This is a genomic window from Paenibacillus sp. J31P316, from assembly GCF_056269105.1.
The window spans coordinates 409,244-424,756 of record NZ_JBWDNI010000002.1; the positions used below are offsets into that span (position 1 = coordinate 409,244).

At 56.8% G+C, this 15,513-nt stretch carries 13 protein-coding genes and 1 pseudogene; all 14 read right to left on the reverse strand.

Annotated features, from left to right (window positions below; genetic code table 11):
* Positions 1-126: 126 nt before the first annotated feature.
* The 14 genes and pseudogenes from AC0YNU_RS07225 to AC0YNU_RS07290 all read right to left on the reverse strand — a co-directional run bounded on the left by AC0YNU_RS07225 (position 127) and on the right by AC0YNU_RS07290 (position 15,503).
* Positions 127-1,038 (reverse strand): hypothetical protein, encoded by a 912-nt coding sequence (locus AC0YNU_RS07225; protein WP_475754720.1) that lies wholly within the window; start codon positions 1,036-1,038, stop codon positions 127-129.
* Positions 1,039-1,156: 118 nt separating this feature from the next.
* Entirely contained in the window at positions 1,157-1,846 is a 690-nt protein-coding gene (locus AC0YNU_RS07230) for a DUF7002 family protein (protein WP_475754722.1), read from the reverse strand.
* Between the two features lie 13 nt (positions 1,847-1,859).
* Positions 1,860-2,114: pseudogene (gene ilvN, locus AC0YNU_RS07235) on the reverse strand (acetolactate synthase small subunit); the annotation flags it as partial.
* Positions 2,111-3,850 carry a biosynthetic-type acetolactate synthase large subunit gene (ilvB, locus tag AC0YNU_RS07240; RefSeq protein WP_475756213.1) on the reverse strand — a complete coding sequence of 580 codons (1,740 nt, stop codon included), beginning with the start codon at positions 3,848-3,850 and terminating at the stop codon, positions 2,111-2,113. The pseudogene ilvN and the gene ilvB, both read right to left, overlap by 4 nt.
* 169 nt (positions 3,851-4,019) lie before the next feature.
* The gene (locus AC0YNU_RS07245; RefSeq protein WP_475754724.1) at positions 4,020-4,238 is read right to left on the reverse strand and encodes a hypothetical protein; all 219 of its coding nucleotides are present in this window, start codon (positions 4,236-4,238) and stop codon (positions 4,020-4,022) included.
* 45 nt (positions 4,239-4,283) lie between these two features.
* Positions 4,284-5,267 (reverse strand): SLAC1 anion channel family protein, encoded by a 984-nt coding sequence (locus tag AC0YNU_RS07250; RefSeq protein ID WP_475754727.1) that lies wholly within the window; start codon positions 5,265-5,267, stop codon positions 4,284-4,286.
* Positions 5,268-5,450: 183 nt separating this feature from the next.
* Positions 5,451-6,383, reverse strand: a complete 933-nt coding sequence (locus tag AC0YNU_RS07255; RefSeq protein WP_475754729.1) for a LysR family transcriptional regulator — start codon at positions 6,381-6,383, stop codon at positions 5,451-5,453.
* Between the two features lie 205 nt (positions 6,384-6,588).
* Positions 6,589-7,911 (reverse strand): phospholipase D-like domain-containing protein, encoded by a 1,323-nt coding sequence (locus AC0YNU_RS07260; protein ID WP_475754731.1) that lies wholly within the window; start codon positions 7,909-7,911, stop codon positions 6,589-6,591.
* A gap of 114 nt (positions 7,912-8,025) precedes the next feature.
* Complete coding sequence (locus AC0YNU_RS07265) at positions 8,026-9,189, reverse strand: enolase C-terminal domain-like protein (RefSeq protein ID WP_475754733.1); 1,164 nt, start codon at positions 9,187-9,189, stop codon at positions 8,026-8,028.
* Positions 9,190-9,384: 195 nt separating this feature from the next.
* Positions 9,385-10,290, reverse strand: coding sequence for a DMT family transporter (locus AC0YNU_RS07270; protein ID WP_475754735.1), 906 nt, complete (start codon positions 10,288-10,290; stop codon positions 9,385-9,387).
* A 30-nt stretch (positions 10,291-10,320) separates the two neighbouring features.
* Complete coding sequence (locus AC0YNU_RS07275) at positions 10,321-11,154, reverse strand: DUF427 domain-containing protein (RefSeq protein WP_475754737.1); 834 nt, start codon at positions 11,152-11,154, stop codon at positions 10,321-10,323.
* Between the two features lie 15 nt (positions 11,155-11,169).
* Positions 11,170-12,720 (reverse strand): HAL/PAL/TAL family ammonia-lyase, encoded by a 1,551-nt coding sequence (locus tag AC0YNU_RS07280; RefSeq protein WP_475754739.1) that lies wholly within the window; start codon positions 12,718-12,720, stop codon positions 11,170-11,172.
* Entirely contained in the window at positions 12,713-13,828 is a 1,116-nt protein-coding gene (locus tag AC0YNU_RS07285) for a DUF917 domain-containing protein (RefSeq protein WP_475754741.1), read from the reverse strand. Before AC0YNU_RS07285 ends, AC0YNU_RS07280 begins: the two co-directional genes overlap by 8 nt.
* On the reverse strand, positions 13,821-15,503 hold the full coding sequence (locus AC0YNU_RS07290; protein WP_475754743.1) for a urocanate hydratase: 1,683 nt from the start codon (positions 15,501-15,503) through the stop codon (positions 13,821-13,823). Before AC0YNU_RS07290 ends, AC0YNU_RS07285 begins: the two co-directional genes overlap by 8 nt.
* Positions 15,504-15,513 lie beyond the last annotated feature (10 nt).

The window sequence follows — 15,513 nt, forward strand, 5'->3', positions numbered from 1 at the left end:
TCGCCAGTAATGACGATGCTTCCTATTGCCTTCTTATTGCCTTCCTATTGCTTTCCTATTGCTTCTTACGCCAATGATATGCTTCCAAATGTGACCGTAACCGGCGGAACAAGCAATACTCCGCATTCATACGGCATGGCTTGTTGTTTTGTTTCTGAACTGCCGGTATGCTGCGCATATGCCCATCAACACGCCTGTCGTGACGAAGACACCGATCGGAAACCCCCATGTTCCCCATGCCGGGACGATAAGCGGCATCAAGGAGACGCCGAACGCCACGGGTACGGGCGTTTTAAACAACTGACAAACAATGACCGTGAGCAGCACGTTGATGACGCCGACCCAAATGATCGAACCTGGCAGCAAGTGAAGCACGCCGACGGCTAGCAGAGCTGTAATCGTCAACACAGCTACCCGAGGCGAAATCAATTTCCACTTGAACGTCTCCGTATGGAAGAGCTCGAAAATAAGGGCAAATACCGGCGGCACCACGAGCACGTTCAGTTTCGCAGCGGATGCGAGCCCGATCCAAAGGCATAAAACAACGGTGATGATGACCGTATCCGGGACTCTCCGGAAATTCAGCGGGCCCTTAGGCAGCTTATCCGGATTTCTAGCTTTGAAAGCAGCCAACATGATCACGAACGTAAAGATGGCCGTCGAGATCGCAAAAACATAATCATGCAGGCCTAAGAAGATCGGCAGCAGGCCGGCAGGAATCGTCGGTCCGAAATTGACGCGAAATACATGCATGAGAACAACGATAATCAGAAGACCGATCCAAAGTTTCGTCAACGTCGTGAAGGAAAAGTCGTTCAAATACGTGCCAAGGAATGCGGCTATCGTCGGGGAAAGCCATAGTTGAACCGGCTTCCTTATCCAATGCGGCACCGGGAATACCATAACCCCCATGGCCATGCCGGCAATTTCCGGGAATAGAATATCCCGTTTATCGGATACAACGGCGCTGACAAGCATGAGAATAACCAAGAAGTAAGCCGATAAAAAACCTCTGGACTTGAGCAAATTCCAAACCATCGTAATCGTTCCCCCGTTTCCCGCTTGTTTTTGTAGCTTGCCCCAATGATTCTTTCGCAATTTATCTATTTATTAAAAGGTAGGTTTAATTTGATAATCACCGCCCACCGGCTCTAGATTAACTCTGATTCTTGAAGCTCGCCAAGGATTGCGCATACGGCATCCATCTCCCTGGAATTTCCTCCATGTCGTTGCAATAAACGGCCTGTAAATACCGGGACAAGTTCGTTACTTTCTCTTCCACCAGAACCTCTCGGATTTCAGATGGTTTTGTGGGTACGTCATTCTCCCGCACCAGCTCGAATCGGTCCAACGGCAAAAACATGCGCAAGCTTTTCTTGTAGGAACAACGAGCCGGATAACGCGGCGAGCTGCCGGAATCGTACTTCGACAATTTAATCGCGTCGTAGAAGTCATGCAGCAACGATTGTGCATCCAATTGAAGGATGGCAAATGCATCATGCCGCTCTCTTCGCGAATACATCTCCAGCATTTTCAGGCAATCCTTGCGCGTCGGCCACAAGAATACGTGCTGGTCCAAATAATGATGAAATTGTCGATGCGTTGTATGGGCGTCCATCACTTGATCCGCAATTCGCAGATGTGCGTTGGCTACGAAAGCATGTCCGTGAAGCTCAATTTCTCTACTCTCGCTTCGTATGTCATCCGATAAAGCAGGGTCGGCCTCGCCGCTGGCGTACAATGCATCGAGATGAGCCATGGAAGGCAAGTTGCGGCTTCTCGTAAAATGATAAAGTGACTTTCGTTTCGAACGCTGCGTTATTTTCATAACCATGGATTCGTTCATTCCGCAACTACGACCTCTCCTTGAGCGGATGCGCGGTTAAGTCGATAATTTGAACCACATCGATCAACTTGTTCAACTGTTTCTGCACTTGTTCGAGCACTTTATCTTCCCCTGATGTCACGATGATCATGCGAGACAATCCAGGATCTTCCGACTCGCCTACCGTCAAGCTGTCGATGTTGAAGCCGCGGCGCCCGAATAACCCGGCAACCCGCTGCAAAACGCCTGGTTGGTTGTTTACAAGAACGGCAATCGTCTGACGTTTCATCGTTCATCCCCCATAATCATTTCATCGATCGTGGAGCCCGGCTTAACCATCGGATATACATTCTCGTCCTGACTGATAACGAAATCGATGAGTACAGGGCCTGGCGTATCCATAGCTTCTTGCCACGCTTGACGAGCCTCTTCTTTATTCGTTGCCCGAAGCCCTCGAACGCCGTAAGCTTCCGCCAGCTTCACGAAATCGGGACTGCCCGAGAGATCCATATGACTGAAGCGATTATCATAAATGAGTTCTTGCCACTGCCGTATCATGCCGAGAACCTGATTATTCAGAATGACGACCTTCACGGGAATGTTATGGATGGCGCACATCGCAAGCTCTTGCGCGTTCATTTGAATCCCCCCGTCGCCATTGACGGACACCACGAGTCGATCCGGATTGCCTACCTGCGCTCCGATCGCCGACGGTAAACCAAAGCCCATTGTTCCAAGTCCGCCCGAAGTAATCAGAGAACGCGGATGCTTGAAACGATAGAACTGAGCGGCCCACATCTGATGCTGCCCCACGTCCGTCGTGACGATCGCTTCGCCATTGGTCGTCTCGCTGATCATTTCAACGACGAATTGCGGTTTTAACGTGACCTCCGAATCCGTATAACGAAGCGGCTGCTTGCATTGGTTCTCTTGAATATCTGCCAGCCACGCTGCCGTATTTGCCGGTTTCGCGTGAACGTTGATTAGTTGAAGGACGGTTTTCACATCGCCGACGATCGGAATCGCCGTATCAACGATCTTCCCGATTTCAGCCGGATCGATGTCGATATGCGCAATCGTGGTCGCCTTCGGTGCAAATCCGCTCGTTTTCATCGTGACTCTGTCGTCAAAGCGCGCGCCGATGCTGATGATAAGGTCGCAATTTTGCAGCGCTTGATTGGCTGCGTAGGTTCCGTGCATCCCCGGCATGCCCATCCATAATTCATGCGCGCTCGGGAAGCCTCCCAAACCGAGCAGTGTCGTCGTAACGGGGATTCGAGTTGTCTCTATGAAGGCTAGCAGTTCCTTGGATGCATCCGAATAGATAACGCCCCCGCCGGCCAGAATGACTGGACGTTCTGCCGCTTCGATAGCCTCGAGCAATTTTTCGATTTGCATTGCGCTCGGTTGAATGTCCGGGCGGTATCCCCGAATCTTAGGACGGTCTGACGGATAGTCAAATAGCGTCGTTTGGCTCGATACGTCCTTGGGAATATCGATCAAGACCGGGCCCTTTCGTCCCGTGGAGGCAATATAGAAGGCTTCATGAATGATCTTGGGCAGCTCATTCACGTCGCGAACGAAATAATTGTGCTTCGAAATCGGCATCGTGATGCCCGTAATATCGGCTTCCTGGAACGCATCCGTACCGATCAGAGCCGTCGAGACATTTCCTGTAATGACGATTAGCGGAACAGAGTCCATATTGGCAGTGGCGATCCCCGTAACCAGGTTCGTCGCTCCGGGTCCCGACGTCGCGAAGCAAACCCCGACTTTACCGGTCGCGCGCGCATAGCCGTCCGCAGCATGAATGGCCCCCTGCTCATGACGGGCTAATATATGGTAAAACCCCGGAAAGTCGTGAATGGCGTCGTAAATGTTCAGGGTGCTTCCTCCCGGAATCCCGAATACCGTTTCCACGCCTTCGATGAGCAAGCTTCTGACCAGCGCTTCCGATCCCGAAACCCGATCCTTCTTCATGAGTTTATCCAGCCATTCCGGCCTTACGCGCTGTTCATCGATCATTTCATGACGCTGTTCATCGATCATTTCATGACGCTGTTCATCGATCATTTCATGACGCTGTTCATCGATCATTTCATGACGCTGTTCATCGATCATTTTCATTGCAGTTCCCCCCATTTAGTGCCTTGCTGTCCTTGAATGCCAGCTTGAATGAAATCGGATATGTGAATTAATTCGGCAAATCGAAATACATGTCAGGCGGAGGCATCTGCATGAACGACGAGCATGCACGCGAGTGCTGTTTGCCCTTGATCCAAACATGGTCATCGTCAAAAGCTTCCAACAATCCGCCGCCCGTCATTTTCTCGTCCGTCATCACCATCACGTATTGACCGAAGAGGATCGCATTATCAAAATCGCTATCATGGTGAAGTTTAGTCACGATCATCCAAATCCCATCCCTTCTTCGTGCAAAATTCGAGCGCTGCAATAACTACCCTTTAAGCAGCTTTCCGTTGAACAGAATGTTCAGCGACCGAACGAAGAGCACGGTCAACACGATGCTGAGCAATGCAAGAAGAATCGCGGAAATGCCGATTAACAACCAGGAATCCACGAACCTCGCGTATTTCAGAGCGGCAATGCTGAGCGCGGCCATCGGAAAGCTCACGGACCACCAGGATGCGCCGAACGGAATCGACTTGTGGAATACTTTGAAGAACATCACGATGAACAAGAAAAGTCCGAAATAAAACAAAATCGAGGCAAACGGATCGATTCGCTGCTCGAAGTTCGTGTAGCCGAGAAAGCCGACCTCGAACGGCGCGGTCATGATAAACAGCGACGGCATTAAACCTTTCGGCAGCGGATCATGATGAATCAGTCTGGATAAAATCAAGGTGAAGAACACGAGCGCCACGATTCCGCCGATCGCAAGCGACAACAAATTGATTTCTTGCGTCCATGCGAACGGCATGGTTCCCCCGGCGACCGAAATATCGATCGTTCCGACCATCGGAATAAGCGAAGGCGGTACCGCGTTGGCCGGATCGTGATTTCCCTTCAGCAAGCGCCCGACGAATACGAAGCTCAGCGTTAGGGTCAGCACGGTCCCGATGATCCAGATCGCCTGCCCGGAATGCCGGCTGTAAACGCCGGTAACGGAGGAGAGCAAGAGGAGCGCGATCGTGATCGTTCCGAAAAAATTGCCCGAGACGGGATGCGCGAATTCGGCTTTGACTTTCTCCGGATATAACGCCCATTTCGAGAGGTAGGCGATGGTTAAAGCGACGAATAGGACCATCGCGAGAAGCCCGATTATATCCGCGATGACGGTGGAGGTTCCGAACAGCTTGCTCGCTTCTCTCCAGGCCAATGACAGTCCCGATATCCCCATGACTGACGCAAATAGACTAACGGGTAAAAATTGTATAGAACCGAGGCTTCTCTGTTTCTGCACGGCTGCCATGGTTTGCATGGACGGTCACCACTTCCTGTGTTCGATTCCAGAGTGTAATCAGCTATGTCGTCCTAACAACGTCAACTGGAAATTCCATTGCCGTTCTCCTTCAGAGTAAGCGACTTTCTTCTGTTGCCTCATTGTATGAAAATCAAAATGATTGATCAATATCATTGTTTCTATGAAAACGATAGACGGAAACTATGGTTGTACGGGATCCCGGCCGTCGCAATCCACCAGCAGCTTGTCATGCTTGAGCAGCTTGACATGAGCCGATAAGAGATCGATAAATCCACGGGCAGCTTTCCCCATATATTTATCGCGGAGATAGATAATCCCAACTTCTCTGCACAACGCGGGATTTTGAATCGGAATACGAATCAGTTCCTCGTAGTTGTACATTTCAAGAAGCGTTTTCGACAGCACGGTGCCACCTGCGCCGGAACGTACGAGCCCGAACAACGAATCGATCGTCGTCGTCTCGATCAAGGGTTGAAGCTTATGGCCGGCCGTCAAGCACGTCCGATCGACCAACTGGCGGCAGCGATGGGTTTCGGGAAACATCACGATCGGCACGTTCAGGATCTCCTCGAAATTAATGGCGGTTCGGCCTGCGTATGGATGCTCCGGCGTTGCAACAAAATAAAACTGTTCTCTGTACAGGGGAATCGTCTGAATTCGTTCGTCCTCGAGCGGCAGAATCGTAATCGCCAGATCCAATTCGTTTTGCAGGACGCGGCTCACGACATCTTCCACGCCGAAGATTTTAATGCGGACCTTCGGATAATCGCGATGAAAATCAAGCAGCAGCGTCGAGACGAGTTGGTTCAGCTCGCCCGGAAGCGCGCCGATCGCTAAGGTGCCGCGTTCGATTTGCTGCAGCTCTTGGATTTGCTCTTTGGCGCTTGCCAAGTTGCCGATGGCCAATTTACTCTGCTTATACAGAATCAACCCGGCTTCGGTGATCGCGATTTTCTTCCCGATTCGGTCGAATAACGGGACGCCAAGCTCGTCCTCCAGCGCTTTGATCTGATGGCTCAAGGAAGGCTGCGTAATGCCCAGCCTGACGGAGGCTCTTGTAAAATGCAATTCTTCGCATGTCGCGATAAAGTAATCCAGCTGTCTGAACTCCATTTCGATCGGTCCCTTCCATTCTCGCTTGAATGTGACAATTTCAATGTTACGCCACTATAACGGATGCTTCTATATCGATCAATACAGCTTTTTCTATCATGATCATAGTTTGTATCGATGATTCCGCAAAAGAAAAAAGCCGCTGCGGAAGCGGCTTACTAAACGGTCCATCCTAAATTCAGTGATAGCGGCACAAGAGCTTGCGCTACGGAAGCAGGCTAAAGGCAAGACCCTGCCAGCTGCAATCGCCGTTTTCCTTGAGTCTTCGATTGCTCCTGGCTATTCTGCCGAAGAGCTGCAGCGCGGCACGATCGCCAAGCCCGGAAATATCCGCGTCGAGATGTTCATCAAGCAGTGCGGTCAGCAGCGTGCGAGCCGCCTCTTCGTCCCAAAAAGCCGCGTTCATCTCGCAATTGCCGAACAGGGAGTAGCGATGCAGGTTGCATGAACCGACCGTCCCCCATTCTCCGTCGATCAACATGAGCTTGGCGTGAACCCATACCGGGTTGCGCTTGCCATCCTCACTTAATCCGGCGATGCCCGCTAAAGTGAAATGATCGAACGCTGCAAGGGCAGCTAGTTGTTCTGGAATGTCGCCTTCTGCCGGCACGAGAACTACGATTTCCACGCCGCGCAGCAATGCCTCTCTCAGGCAATCGATAATCTCAGGAACGGAGACATATTGATTCTCGATATAAATGGAACTCCGGGCCGCGCCTATTGCCGCACGGTACTGATCGAAATTCGAGCGTTCGCCTGCTTCAATCGGAAAGTCAGCCCCTCCAGGCGTCGCATGCCCGTCGCCCAACCGGCCGGGATGGATCGTCCGTTGAATTTGAACGGTGGCGCTGCCCCTTCTGCGAGGTACTTCTGTCGGGAACGCAAGATCGAATTCACTGCCCGCTCCCCATCGTCCGTCGGTCAATCCCCGCTCGCTCGCCTCGTTCCAACGCTGGACGAAATTATGGTGGACGTCGACCGCGGAAGGTCCCGACAGCTCGATATACGCATCATGGTTCTCGCCTTCCCCGCCATGGCCGGGAGTTACCACGGAATGGGGATTGAGATTGATGCCTCCGATAAAGGCTGTCTCCGCATCGGAACCCGCATCGATCAGCCAGCTCTTCTGATGCTGGCAATACCCCGGCTGAGCCCGATCCCAGCGGATGAGCATGGATGACTGGCTTGCTCTCAACCGTTCGAAATGCTCGGAAGCACCCCAGAAAGCATTGGTTTTCAAGTGCTCCGTCTCCGGGTCCGGGCGCCAGAAGATCACGCGAACGTCCACGCCTCTGTTGGCGGCCCGATTCAAAACGTCGAGAGGCGTGCCTCTTCCGTCCGGCATTCGGCAAGCCGACCACATGAACGTTACCGTCGCCCATACGCGGTGCTTGGCCTGTTCGATCGCCTCGCAAATGCGGCGGAAGGCCGGTTCTCCGTCAATGAGCGGCCGCAGCGCGTTGCCGGATCTGACCGGATATGAAGCACGTGAAGCATAAGGGATGGCGGAAGAGCCGATGACTAACACGCTAGAATCAAAGTCCTCTATAATAGAAACACCTCTTCGGTAGAAAACATCTCTTCAGCAGAAAACACCTCTTCAGCAGAAAACATCTCTTCGCTAATCTTCTGCCTATCGGGCTTAGGATTGACTGCTCGCGGACCAGCCGGATTGCTTGATCAGGTTGGTTACGCGTTCATCGTCGAACGCGATTCCGAAGCCCGGCGCGGCCGGAATATGAAACTCTCCGTTCTCGACCCGATATCCGGATACATCCATGCCATCGATGACGATGTCGTCGCATTCCACGAATTCGAAGTTGCGCACGGCGGCCGACAAATGTCCCGACGCGTAAATGCCATACGCATTGCCGTAGCAATGCGGAGCCGACCGCAAACCATGCGCATCCAGCTTCTCGCCTAATTCCAGCCAATGCGTGAAGCCGGGCCAGATAATATCGTACTGCAGCACATCGACCCGGCCGCGAATCGCCCACTCCACAAGATGCGGAGAGGCAAGCCCTTCCCCATCCGCGATGAGCACATGCTGTCCACGCTGACGGAGCCATTCCTTCAGGTCCTCGTACAACGCATCGTCTTCATGGAACGCTTCTTCCAGCCAGTACAGGTTCACGTCCGACAGAGCCGCCAAGACCTCTTTGGTCAAGTTCAAGTTGTAGGCGTTATTGGCATCGATCATGATCTTGCCTGCGGGACCTGCCACTTCCGAGATTCCCTGAACGATCGCGATATCGCGCTTCGTCCCTTCCCAGAGCGGCATATGCCGCCCGCCCCGACCGACTTTGATTTTAAAATGACGATGGCCATTCGCATAGCCTTGCTTCGCCTGTTCCCGCATCAGCTCGACCGCGGCCCGCTCATCCGGAAGATGCAAATCATCGAAATATAGAGACGTATCATAGCAGGGAACGACGAGCGGGACTCCCTTTTCCACGTGGGAACCCGACACCAACTCATACACCGGTCTGCCTAGTCGCTGCCCTAACCAATCGAGCAAAGGATATTCCAATTGCAAGCGATACGCTTCGCGCACTCTGCCCCGTTCGTCGAATAAGTCGATCATTCGAAGGCCTATTATTGCTGCGGCCCATTCAGGCGTTATATGAATGGAGCTGCCGTATCCCGTTTGCCCATCGATCGTGATTCTGGCGATATCCACGGAGCAGCTCTTGCCATGAATGCCGATTCTGCCATTGGCTCCCGCGCTTCGGGCTCGTTCTCCCGTTAACTTCGCGAATTCGATTTTTTCCACTTTCCAATCCGACTGAATATCCGACCTGTTCATGTTCATTGGATCCTCCCTATTCGACTGGATGTCATCTTCCACCTAGTGAGTTCGCGACAGCAACTGGATAATCCTGCACTTGTCGTCGATTTGCGAACTACGATGCTTGACTCCAACATTCGAACAGACAGAAAGAGGAGCTGCCGCGCGGCAATCTCCTCCTCGACAATTACGGTTATTTGGCTAACGGTTCATTCATACGCTCGGAGCTTTACCGGAATGCGACTTGCGCAGCGGCATGCCGTTCGAAGCGAATACCCCGAGCAGGACCAGTGCGCCTCCAAGCAGTTGCTCGTACCGGATCGCATCGCCAAGAATCCAGTGGCCGGCGACGAGCGAGATGAACGGAGGCAGATTCATGTAAGTCGCGGCTGTCCCCGGACCCACTACCGCTACTCCCTTTGTCCACCAGATGCCGGAGGCCGCCGTTATAAAGGCGAGCAGAATCAAAAGCAGCCATGGCGTCGTCTGGCCAGGGACGGCAAAGCCGCCCGCAATGGCTTCGCCGCCTGCCACCGGCGCCATCAGCAGCAGGCCGATACCGCTGGAGTAGACGTTGATGTCACGCAGCGGCAGCGTCTTTGCCAGGACCGGCGTGAACATCATGCCTGCGGTCAAGCCCAGCATCGCTAAGAGCAGCAGCCCGTCGCCCGAGGAGAGGCGGACGCGATCATCGCCGACGCCGACGATGATCGCCACCCCCGCGAAGCCGATGGCGCCGCCGATCAGCTTCGCGGGGGTCAGCCCCGTCTTCAGCGTCAGCCTCTCGAGAAATATAGCGAACAGCGGCGCCGCGGCATAGATCAATGACGCGTTCGCGGCCGACGACGTGCGCAGGCCCGCGAAATAGAGCGGCTGCTGAAGCAGGGTGCCGAACGCGGCAGACAACAGCAGGATCAGCCACTCCCGCCGGTTCGGACGCCTCATTGAGCCCATGCGATAGAGGAAGATCAATATCCAAGCCCAGGTTAGCGCCATCCGCAGGAAAGACAGGCCGATCGGCGAGAAGAAGCGAAGCAGATAGGCGCTGAAGACATAGCTGAACCCCCACGAGACGGCCGCGCCGAGCAGCGCCAATCCGGCGGCTTGACGACCGGTCATCCTCATTGCGCTCCATCTCGAATCAAGGCATCACGCATTCGTTTTGCCGACGTTCCCGTAAGGAAGACGGTCCTCTTCCCGCAGCGCCCATGTCTCGCCGTCGACGTTGACTGCGTCTACCGCTTCATTATAGAAGCTATACCGGCCCGCAATTGCATGCGCCTCGGGCAGCGGCTGCTCGTAACGCCAGACGATGTCCTTGTACGCACGGCCGCCGATATTCGCGGAGTGGTACGTTGCGACTCCCTTGTACGGGCACCGCGTGACCGTCTCCGATGGGACGAGTCGTTCGAAGTCGATGTCTTCCGCGGGCAAATAATAGCGCGGCGTCAAGCCCGTCTCGAAGAGAACGACTGGATTCCGGCTGTCCGCGACCACCTTGCCGCCGATCACCACCTGCACGTGGCGGGAGCTTGGAAGTGCGTCGATGCGCGTGTACGGATCCCGGGCGTGGACGAACACTTCCTCTTCCTCCTCGTACCAGGCGTCGGCCTTCTTCCAAGCGAAGGCGATATAGCCGAGCAGCAGCGCGCTGATCGCTGTCGGCTTCGCATACGACCAGGCGGCATGTTCGACTAGGCCGTCGCCTGCGTCGACATGCCAATACACGGCTTCGCCTTTATTGCGATCGGATTCACGCCGCGCCGATTCCCGCAGCAGGTCGGTACGCACGTCGGCTTCCGGAAAATAATAGACCGGCAGCTTGCCGGTCTCCGTGACCGCGATCGCGCGCTTGCTGTCCGCGACGAAGACCTCGCCGAACTTCACGCGAATCCAGCGCGGACTGCGCTCCGCCCGAATTTGCCATTCCCCGCCGCCCGGGTCTCTATCCCGAAGCGACCATTGCGGATCATGATGGGCCATGCTTGCACAACTCCTTTATGAAATAGTAGCTGCCTCCGCGGCAGCCTGTGCGGCGGCGAGCAGCTGCCCGCCGGCAACCAAAGCATAGGCGGATTCGATATCCACGCTGATATTGCGGTCCTCGGAGAGAAACGGCACCTTGCTTCTCAGCGAATCATAGACAACGCGCGATCCCTTGCCGAGCAAAGGCCCTTCTCCTTCCGCTCCGACGCTGCGCAAATCGACCGCCTGTGCCGCATGCAGCGCTTCGATGCCGATGATATAGCGCAGACGATCCAGTATTTCGCGCGTCTTGGCGACGACGAACGGCGAATTGGCGGCATGGTCTTCGATGTCCCCCGCCAAGGCGAAATAATCGGCTGATGCCGGATTGGACAGATGCCGGATTTCCGCGTCGAGGGACGTCGCTGTTTTCTGCGCGGTGCAGTACCCGATTGACGATGCTTCGTCCGGCGTCAGAAATCGGCTCAAGCCCGTAAAGGACGGCGTGCCGAGCTTGATGATGCGGTAGCAGGCAGCCCGGGATACGTGGTGCAGGGCGCTGCCCAGCATCTCGAAGCCGAGCGTCCAGGAGACCGCTTCGAAATTCGCGCAGGAGACGATGCGGCCCTCGTCCAGGAGCACGCACGGATTATCGTCCGAGCCGTTCAGCTGGATTACCAGCTGATCGGCTGCGTAGCCGAGCGCGTCGTACGCGGCGCCGTGGATATGGCAGGCATCGCGGAAGCTGAGCGGATCCTGCAGCGATTCCGGGTTGTAGCGCTGCCATAGATCGCTGCCTTGCAGCGCCGAGCGCACGCGGGCGGCGCTTCGCAGCTGCCCGGGATACGGCCGGACGCGATGAACGCCCTCCTCGAGCGGACTGACGTTGCCGCGCAGCGCCTCCAGCGACAAGGCGTACACGCTGTCCGCCAGCGCCAGCAATTCGCCGATCTCATGCAGGACGAGCGCTCCCGTCCCGGCCGCGTGCGCATTGGAGCTGACGATGGCCAGCCCGTCCTTCGGCCCGAGCGTAAGCGGCGCCAGTCCCGCCGCGGCCAGCGCCTCGGACGCCGGAAGCCGGCGGCCTCCGTAATCGGCTTCCCCTTCGCCGATGAACGCAAGCCCGATATGGGCAAGCGTCGTAATGTCCGCCGCGCCGACGGAGCCGCGCAGCGGAAGCACCGGGTGGACGCGCAGGTTCAGACATTCCGCGTATCGCAGCACGACGGACGGATCTGCTCCTGCGCAGCCGACCAGCAGCGAGTTCAGTCTGGCGAGCAGCACGGCCCGCACCTCGGGCTCGGATGCGTAAGGCGCGACGCCCGCGGCATGGGAACGGATCAGATTGCGGTTGAAGCGCCCGAAGAAGGCCGCTTCGATGGTCTTGTCCTTGTTCCAGCCTACGCCTCGGTTCAACCCGTACACGGGCACATCTCGTTCAGCCAGCTCGAAGATGAGCCGGCGAGCCGCGTTCACCCGCTCCCAGGCGGGCGCCGCGATCTCGACGGGCCTCCCGCCGTATGCAACCTCATGGACGTCCGCGATCGTCAGACGGCTGCCGTCAAGCAGCAGCGCGTCAGACATGCACTTTCTCCGTCTCGGGGAATGCGTAACGGTACAGCTCGATGCCGAGCGCCTGCTCCACCTCAGGGTAAACGCTGGGGTCCGTGACGCTCGAGCTGAGCGGTATCCGGGACTTGTCGATGACGAAGACGCCGACGGCTTGCCCTTCCTCGAGATGGCCGACGCTTACGGGACGGCCCGTCTCCAGCGAGAATGTCGTAATCACGTCGGGGAACGTACTCCTCCGGATGCCCTGATCGTCTTCGACCGCCATGTATTCGTTCATGACATGCAGCGTCAATACGCCGCCTTCCTGTACGGCGACATCAATCGTACCGATGTCGAACGCGCCGGAATAGCGGACGTTCTTCCTCGCGACGGTACCGCGGCCGATCAGCGCCCCGCCAGTCTGTTCTTCGATTGCTTGCAGGATGCCTTCTGCGTCCGCGCCGCGCGACTCGGCTTCCAGAATCGCGCGCCCGAGCTCGATCGCGATGGATACGCCGCCGACGGCCGCGTGTTCCTTAATATAGCTGGCCGGCAGCGGGTGGCGGGCGGCGGCGATGAATCCCCCTGCCATATCCGAAGCCGTGCGCAGGATGTTGGAGGTTTTGGCCGGCGTGCCGACCGTCACGAGCTCGATGTACGTCCCGATCTCCGGCTTCCCGCCGGCAACGGCTTGTATGGTCTCGAAATCGAGCCGGGACGCGAGGCCGAGCGAGCCCATCTTGCCCGTCGGATGGGCCCGGATATCGCCTGTCGCGTCAACGACGACGAGGCCGAGCGCCGCTGCGGGCAGCCAGCCGTTGATGCTGCTGGACATGCCGTTCTGCGGCGTCATGACGCCGACGATCTTGCCTTCGAAGCGTTCCTGCACCAATTGAACCGCTTTGATATAGTCCTTCCCGAGCATTTGCCAGTCCGTGCCGGCCGGCGCGCCGATCGCCGTACAGGTCAGCACGATGGCATCCTCGGGCAGCTCATCCACCGATACGAGCTTCGGTCTGCCGAGCGCGACGGCCGCTCCGCCGATCTCCAGCCCGTGCTCCACCCAGCCGCCGCCGCCCGAGGCGAACACCGAGCCGCCTTTCACGGCCGCAACGACGTCTTCTTGTGTCAATTCACGCATAAGGACTACCTCCGTATTGCTCCGTCGCGATGCGGCGGATGCCTTTGTTTTGAATTTCGTCATGGGATTCCGCGTAGCCGGCGTCCGCGTAACGCAGCACGCCGAGCGTCGTATCGTTGGTGAGCGCCGTGCGCAGGCGCTCGTCCGCGCTTTCGGAGCCGTCGGCTACGACCGTGATGCCCGCGCTCGTCATATACCCGGCATAACCTCCGCCGCCGGAATGGATCGCGACCAAGTCCGCCATGGACGAGCAGCTCATCATGGCGTTCAGCAAGGGCCAGTCCGCGATCGCGTCGCTGCCGTCCTTCATTCGTTCCGTCATGATATTGGGATGCGCCATCGCTCCGGCGTCGAGATGGTCACGAGAGAATGCGACCGGACCCGACAGCTTGCCTTCGCGCACCAACGCGTTCACCGCGAGCGCGAGCTTCGTCCGGTCGCCGTGGCCGAACCAGCCGATGCGGGCGGGCAGCCCTTCCACGGGCACATGGACTTTCGCCAGCCGAATCCAATTCGCGACGATCTCGTTATCGCCGAACGCTTCCAAGATATAATCGTCGATCAGAGCGATATCCGTAGGATCGCCGCTTAGGGCAATCCAGCGGAACGGTCCGATCGCGCGCGCGAACAACGGACGGAGAAACGCTTCCGTGAAGATATCGATGTCGAAGGCGTTCTCGACGCCGTACAGCTTCGCCTGCGTCCGCATGTTGTTGCCGTTATCGAAGACGACCGCTCCGCGTTCCTTGAAGCCCAGCAAAGCCCGGACCTCCGCGGCAATGGAGCGACCGGCGTCGTCCCTGAGCTTCGCCGGGTCCACGGCCCGCACCGCCGCGGCTCGCTCCGGCGTATAACCGCTCGGAATATACCCGTACAGCAGATCATGCGCGGATGTCTGGTCCGTCACGATATCCGGCACGACGTTCCGGCCAAGCAGCTCCGGATAGATGTCGGCGGCGTTGCCGTGCAAGCCGACCGACAGGCTCTCGCCGGATGCCGCCGCTTCGTTGATCCAGCGAAGCGCTTCGTCCAGGTCCGTCGTCTTGCGCTGCAAATACCCGCTCGCGATTCGCTTGTCGATGCGAGCCTCATCCGCCTCCACGCACAGAATCGCGGCTCCGGCCAATGTTCCGGCGAGCGGCTGGGCGCCGCCCATGCCGCCGAGACCCGCCGTCAGAATAAATCTGCCGCGCAAATGGCCGCCGAAATGCAGCCTTGCGATGCTCTGGAAAATTTCGTACGTCCCTTGGATCACGCCTTGCGATCCGATGTACTGCCAGGCGGCCGCTGTCAGGCCGCCCCAGATGATAAGACCCTTCTCCTGCAAATCATAGAAATGCTCGCTCGTCGCCCAGCGGCCGACGAGATTGCAGTTCGCCATGACGACGAGCGGCGCCTGCTTGTGCGTGCGGAAGATGCCGATCGGCTTGCCGGATTGGATAACGAGCGTCTCGTCCTCCTCCAGATGCTTCAGCGTATCCACGATCGCATGGTAGGCCGGCCAGTCGCGGGCTGCTTTGCCGAGCGAAGCATAAACGATGAGCTCCTTCTGGTTCTCGCCGTTCTCCAGCACGTTCTCCAGCATGCGCAGCAGCGCCTCTTGGCGCCATCCTTTGCAGCGCAGCCCCGTTCCCCGGGCCGCCGCGATTCGATTCTCGTTCGCTCGTACCGTCATTGCGTTCACC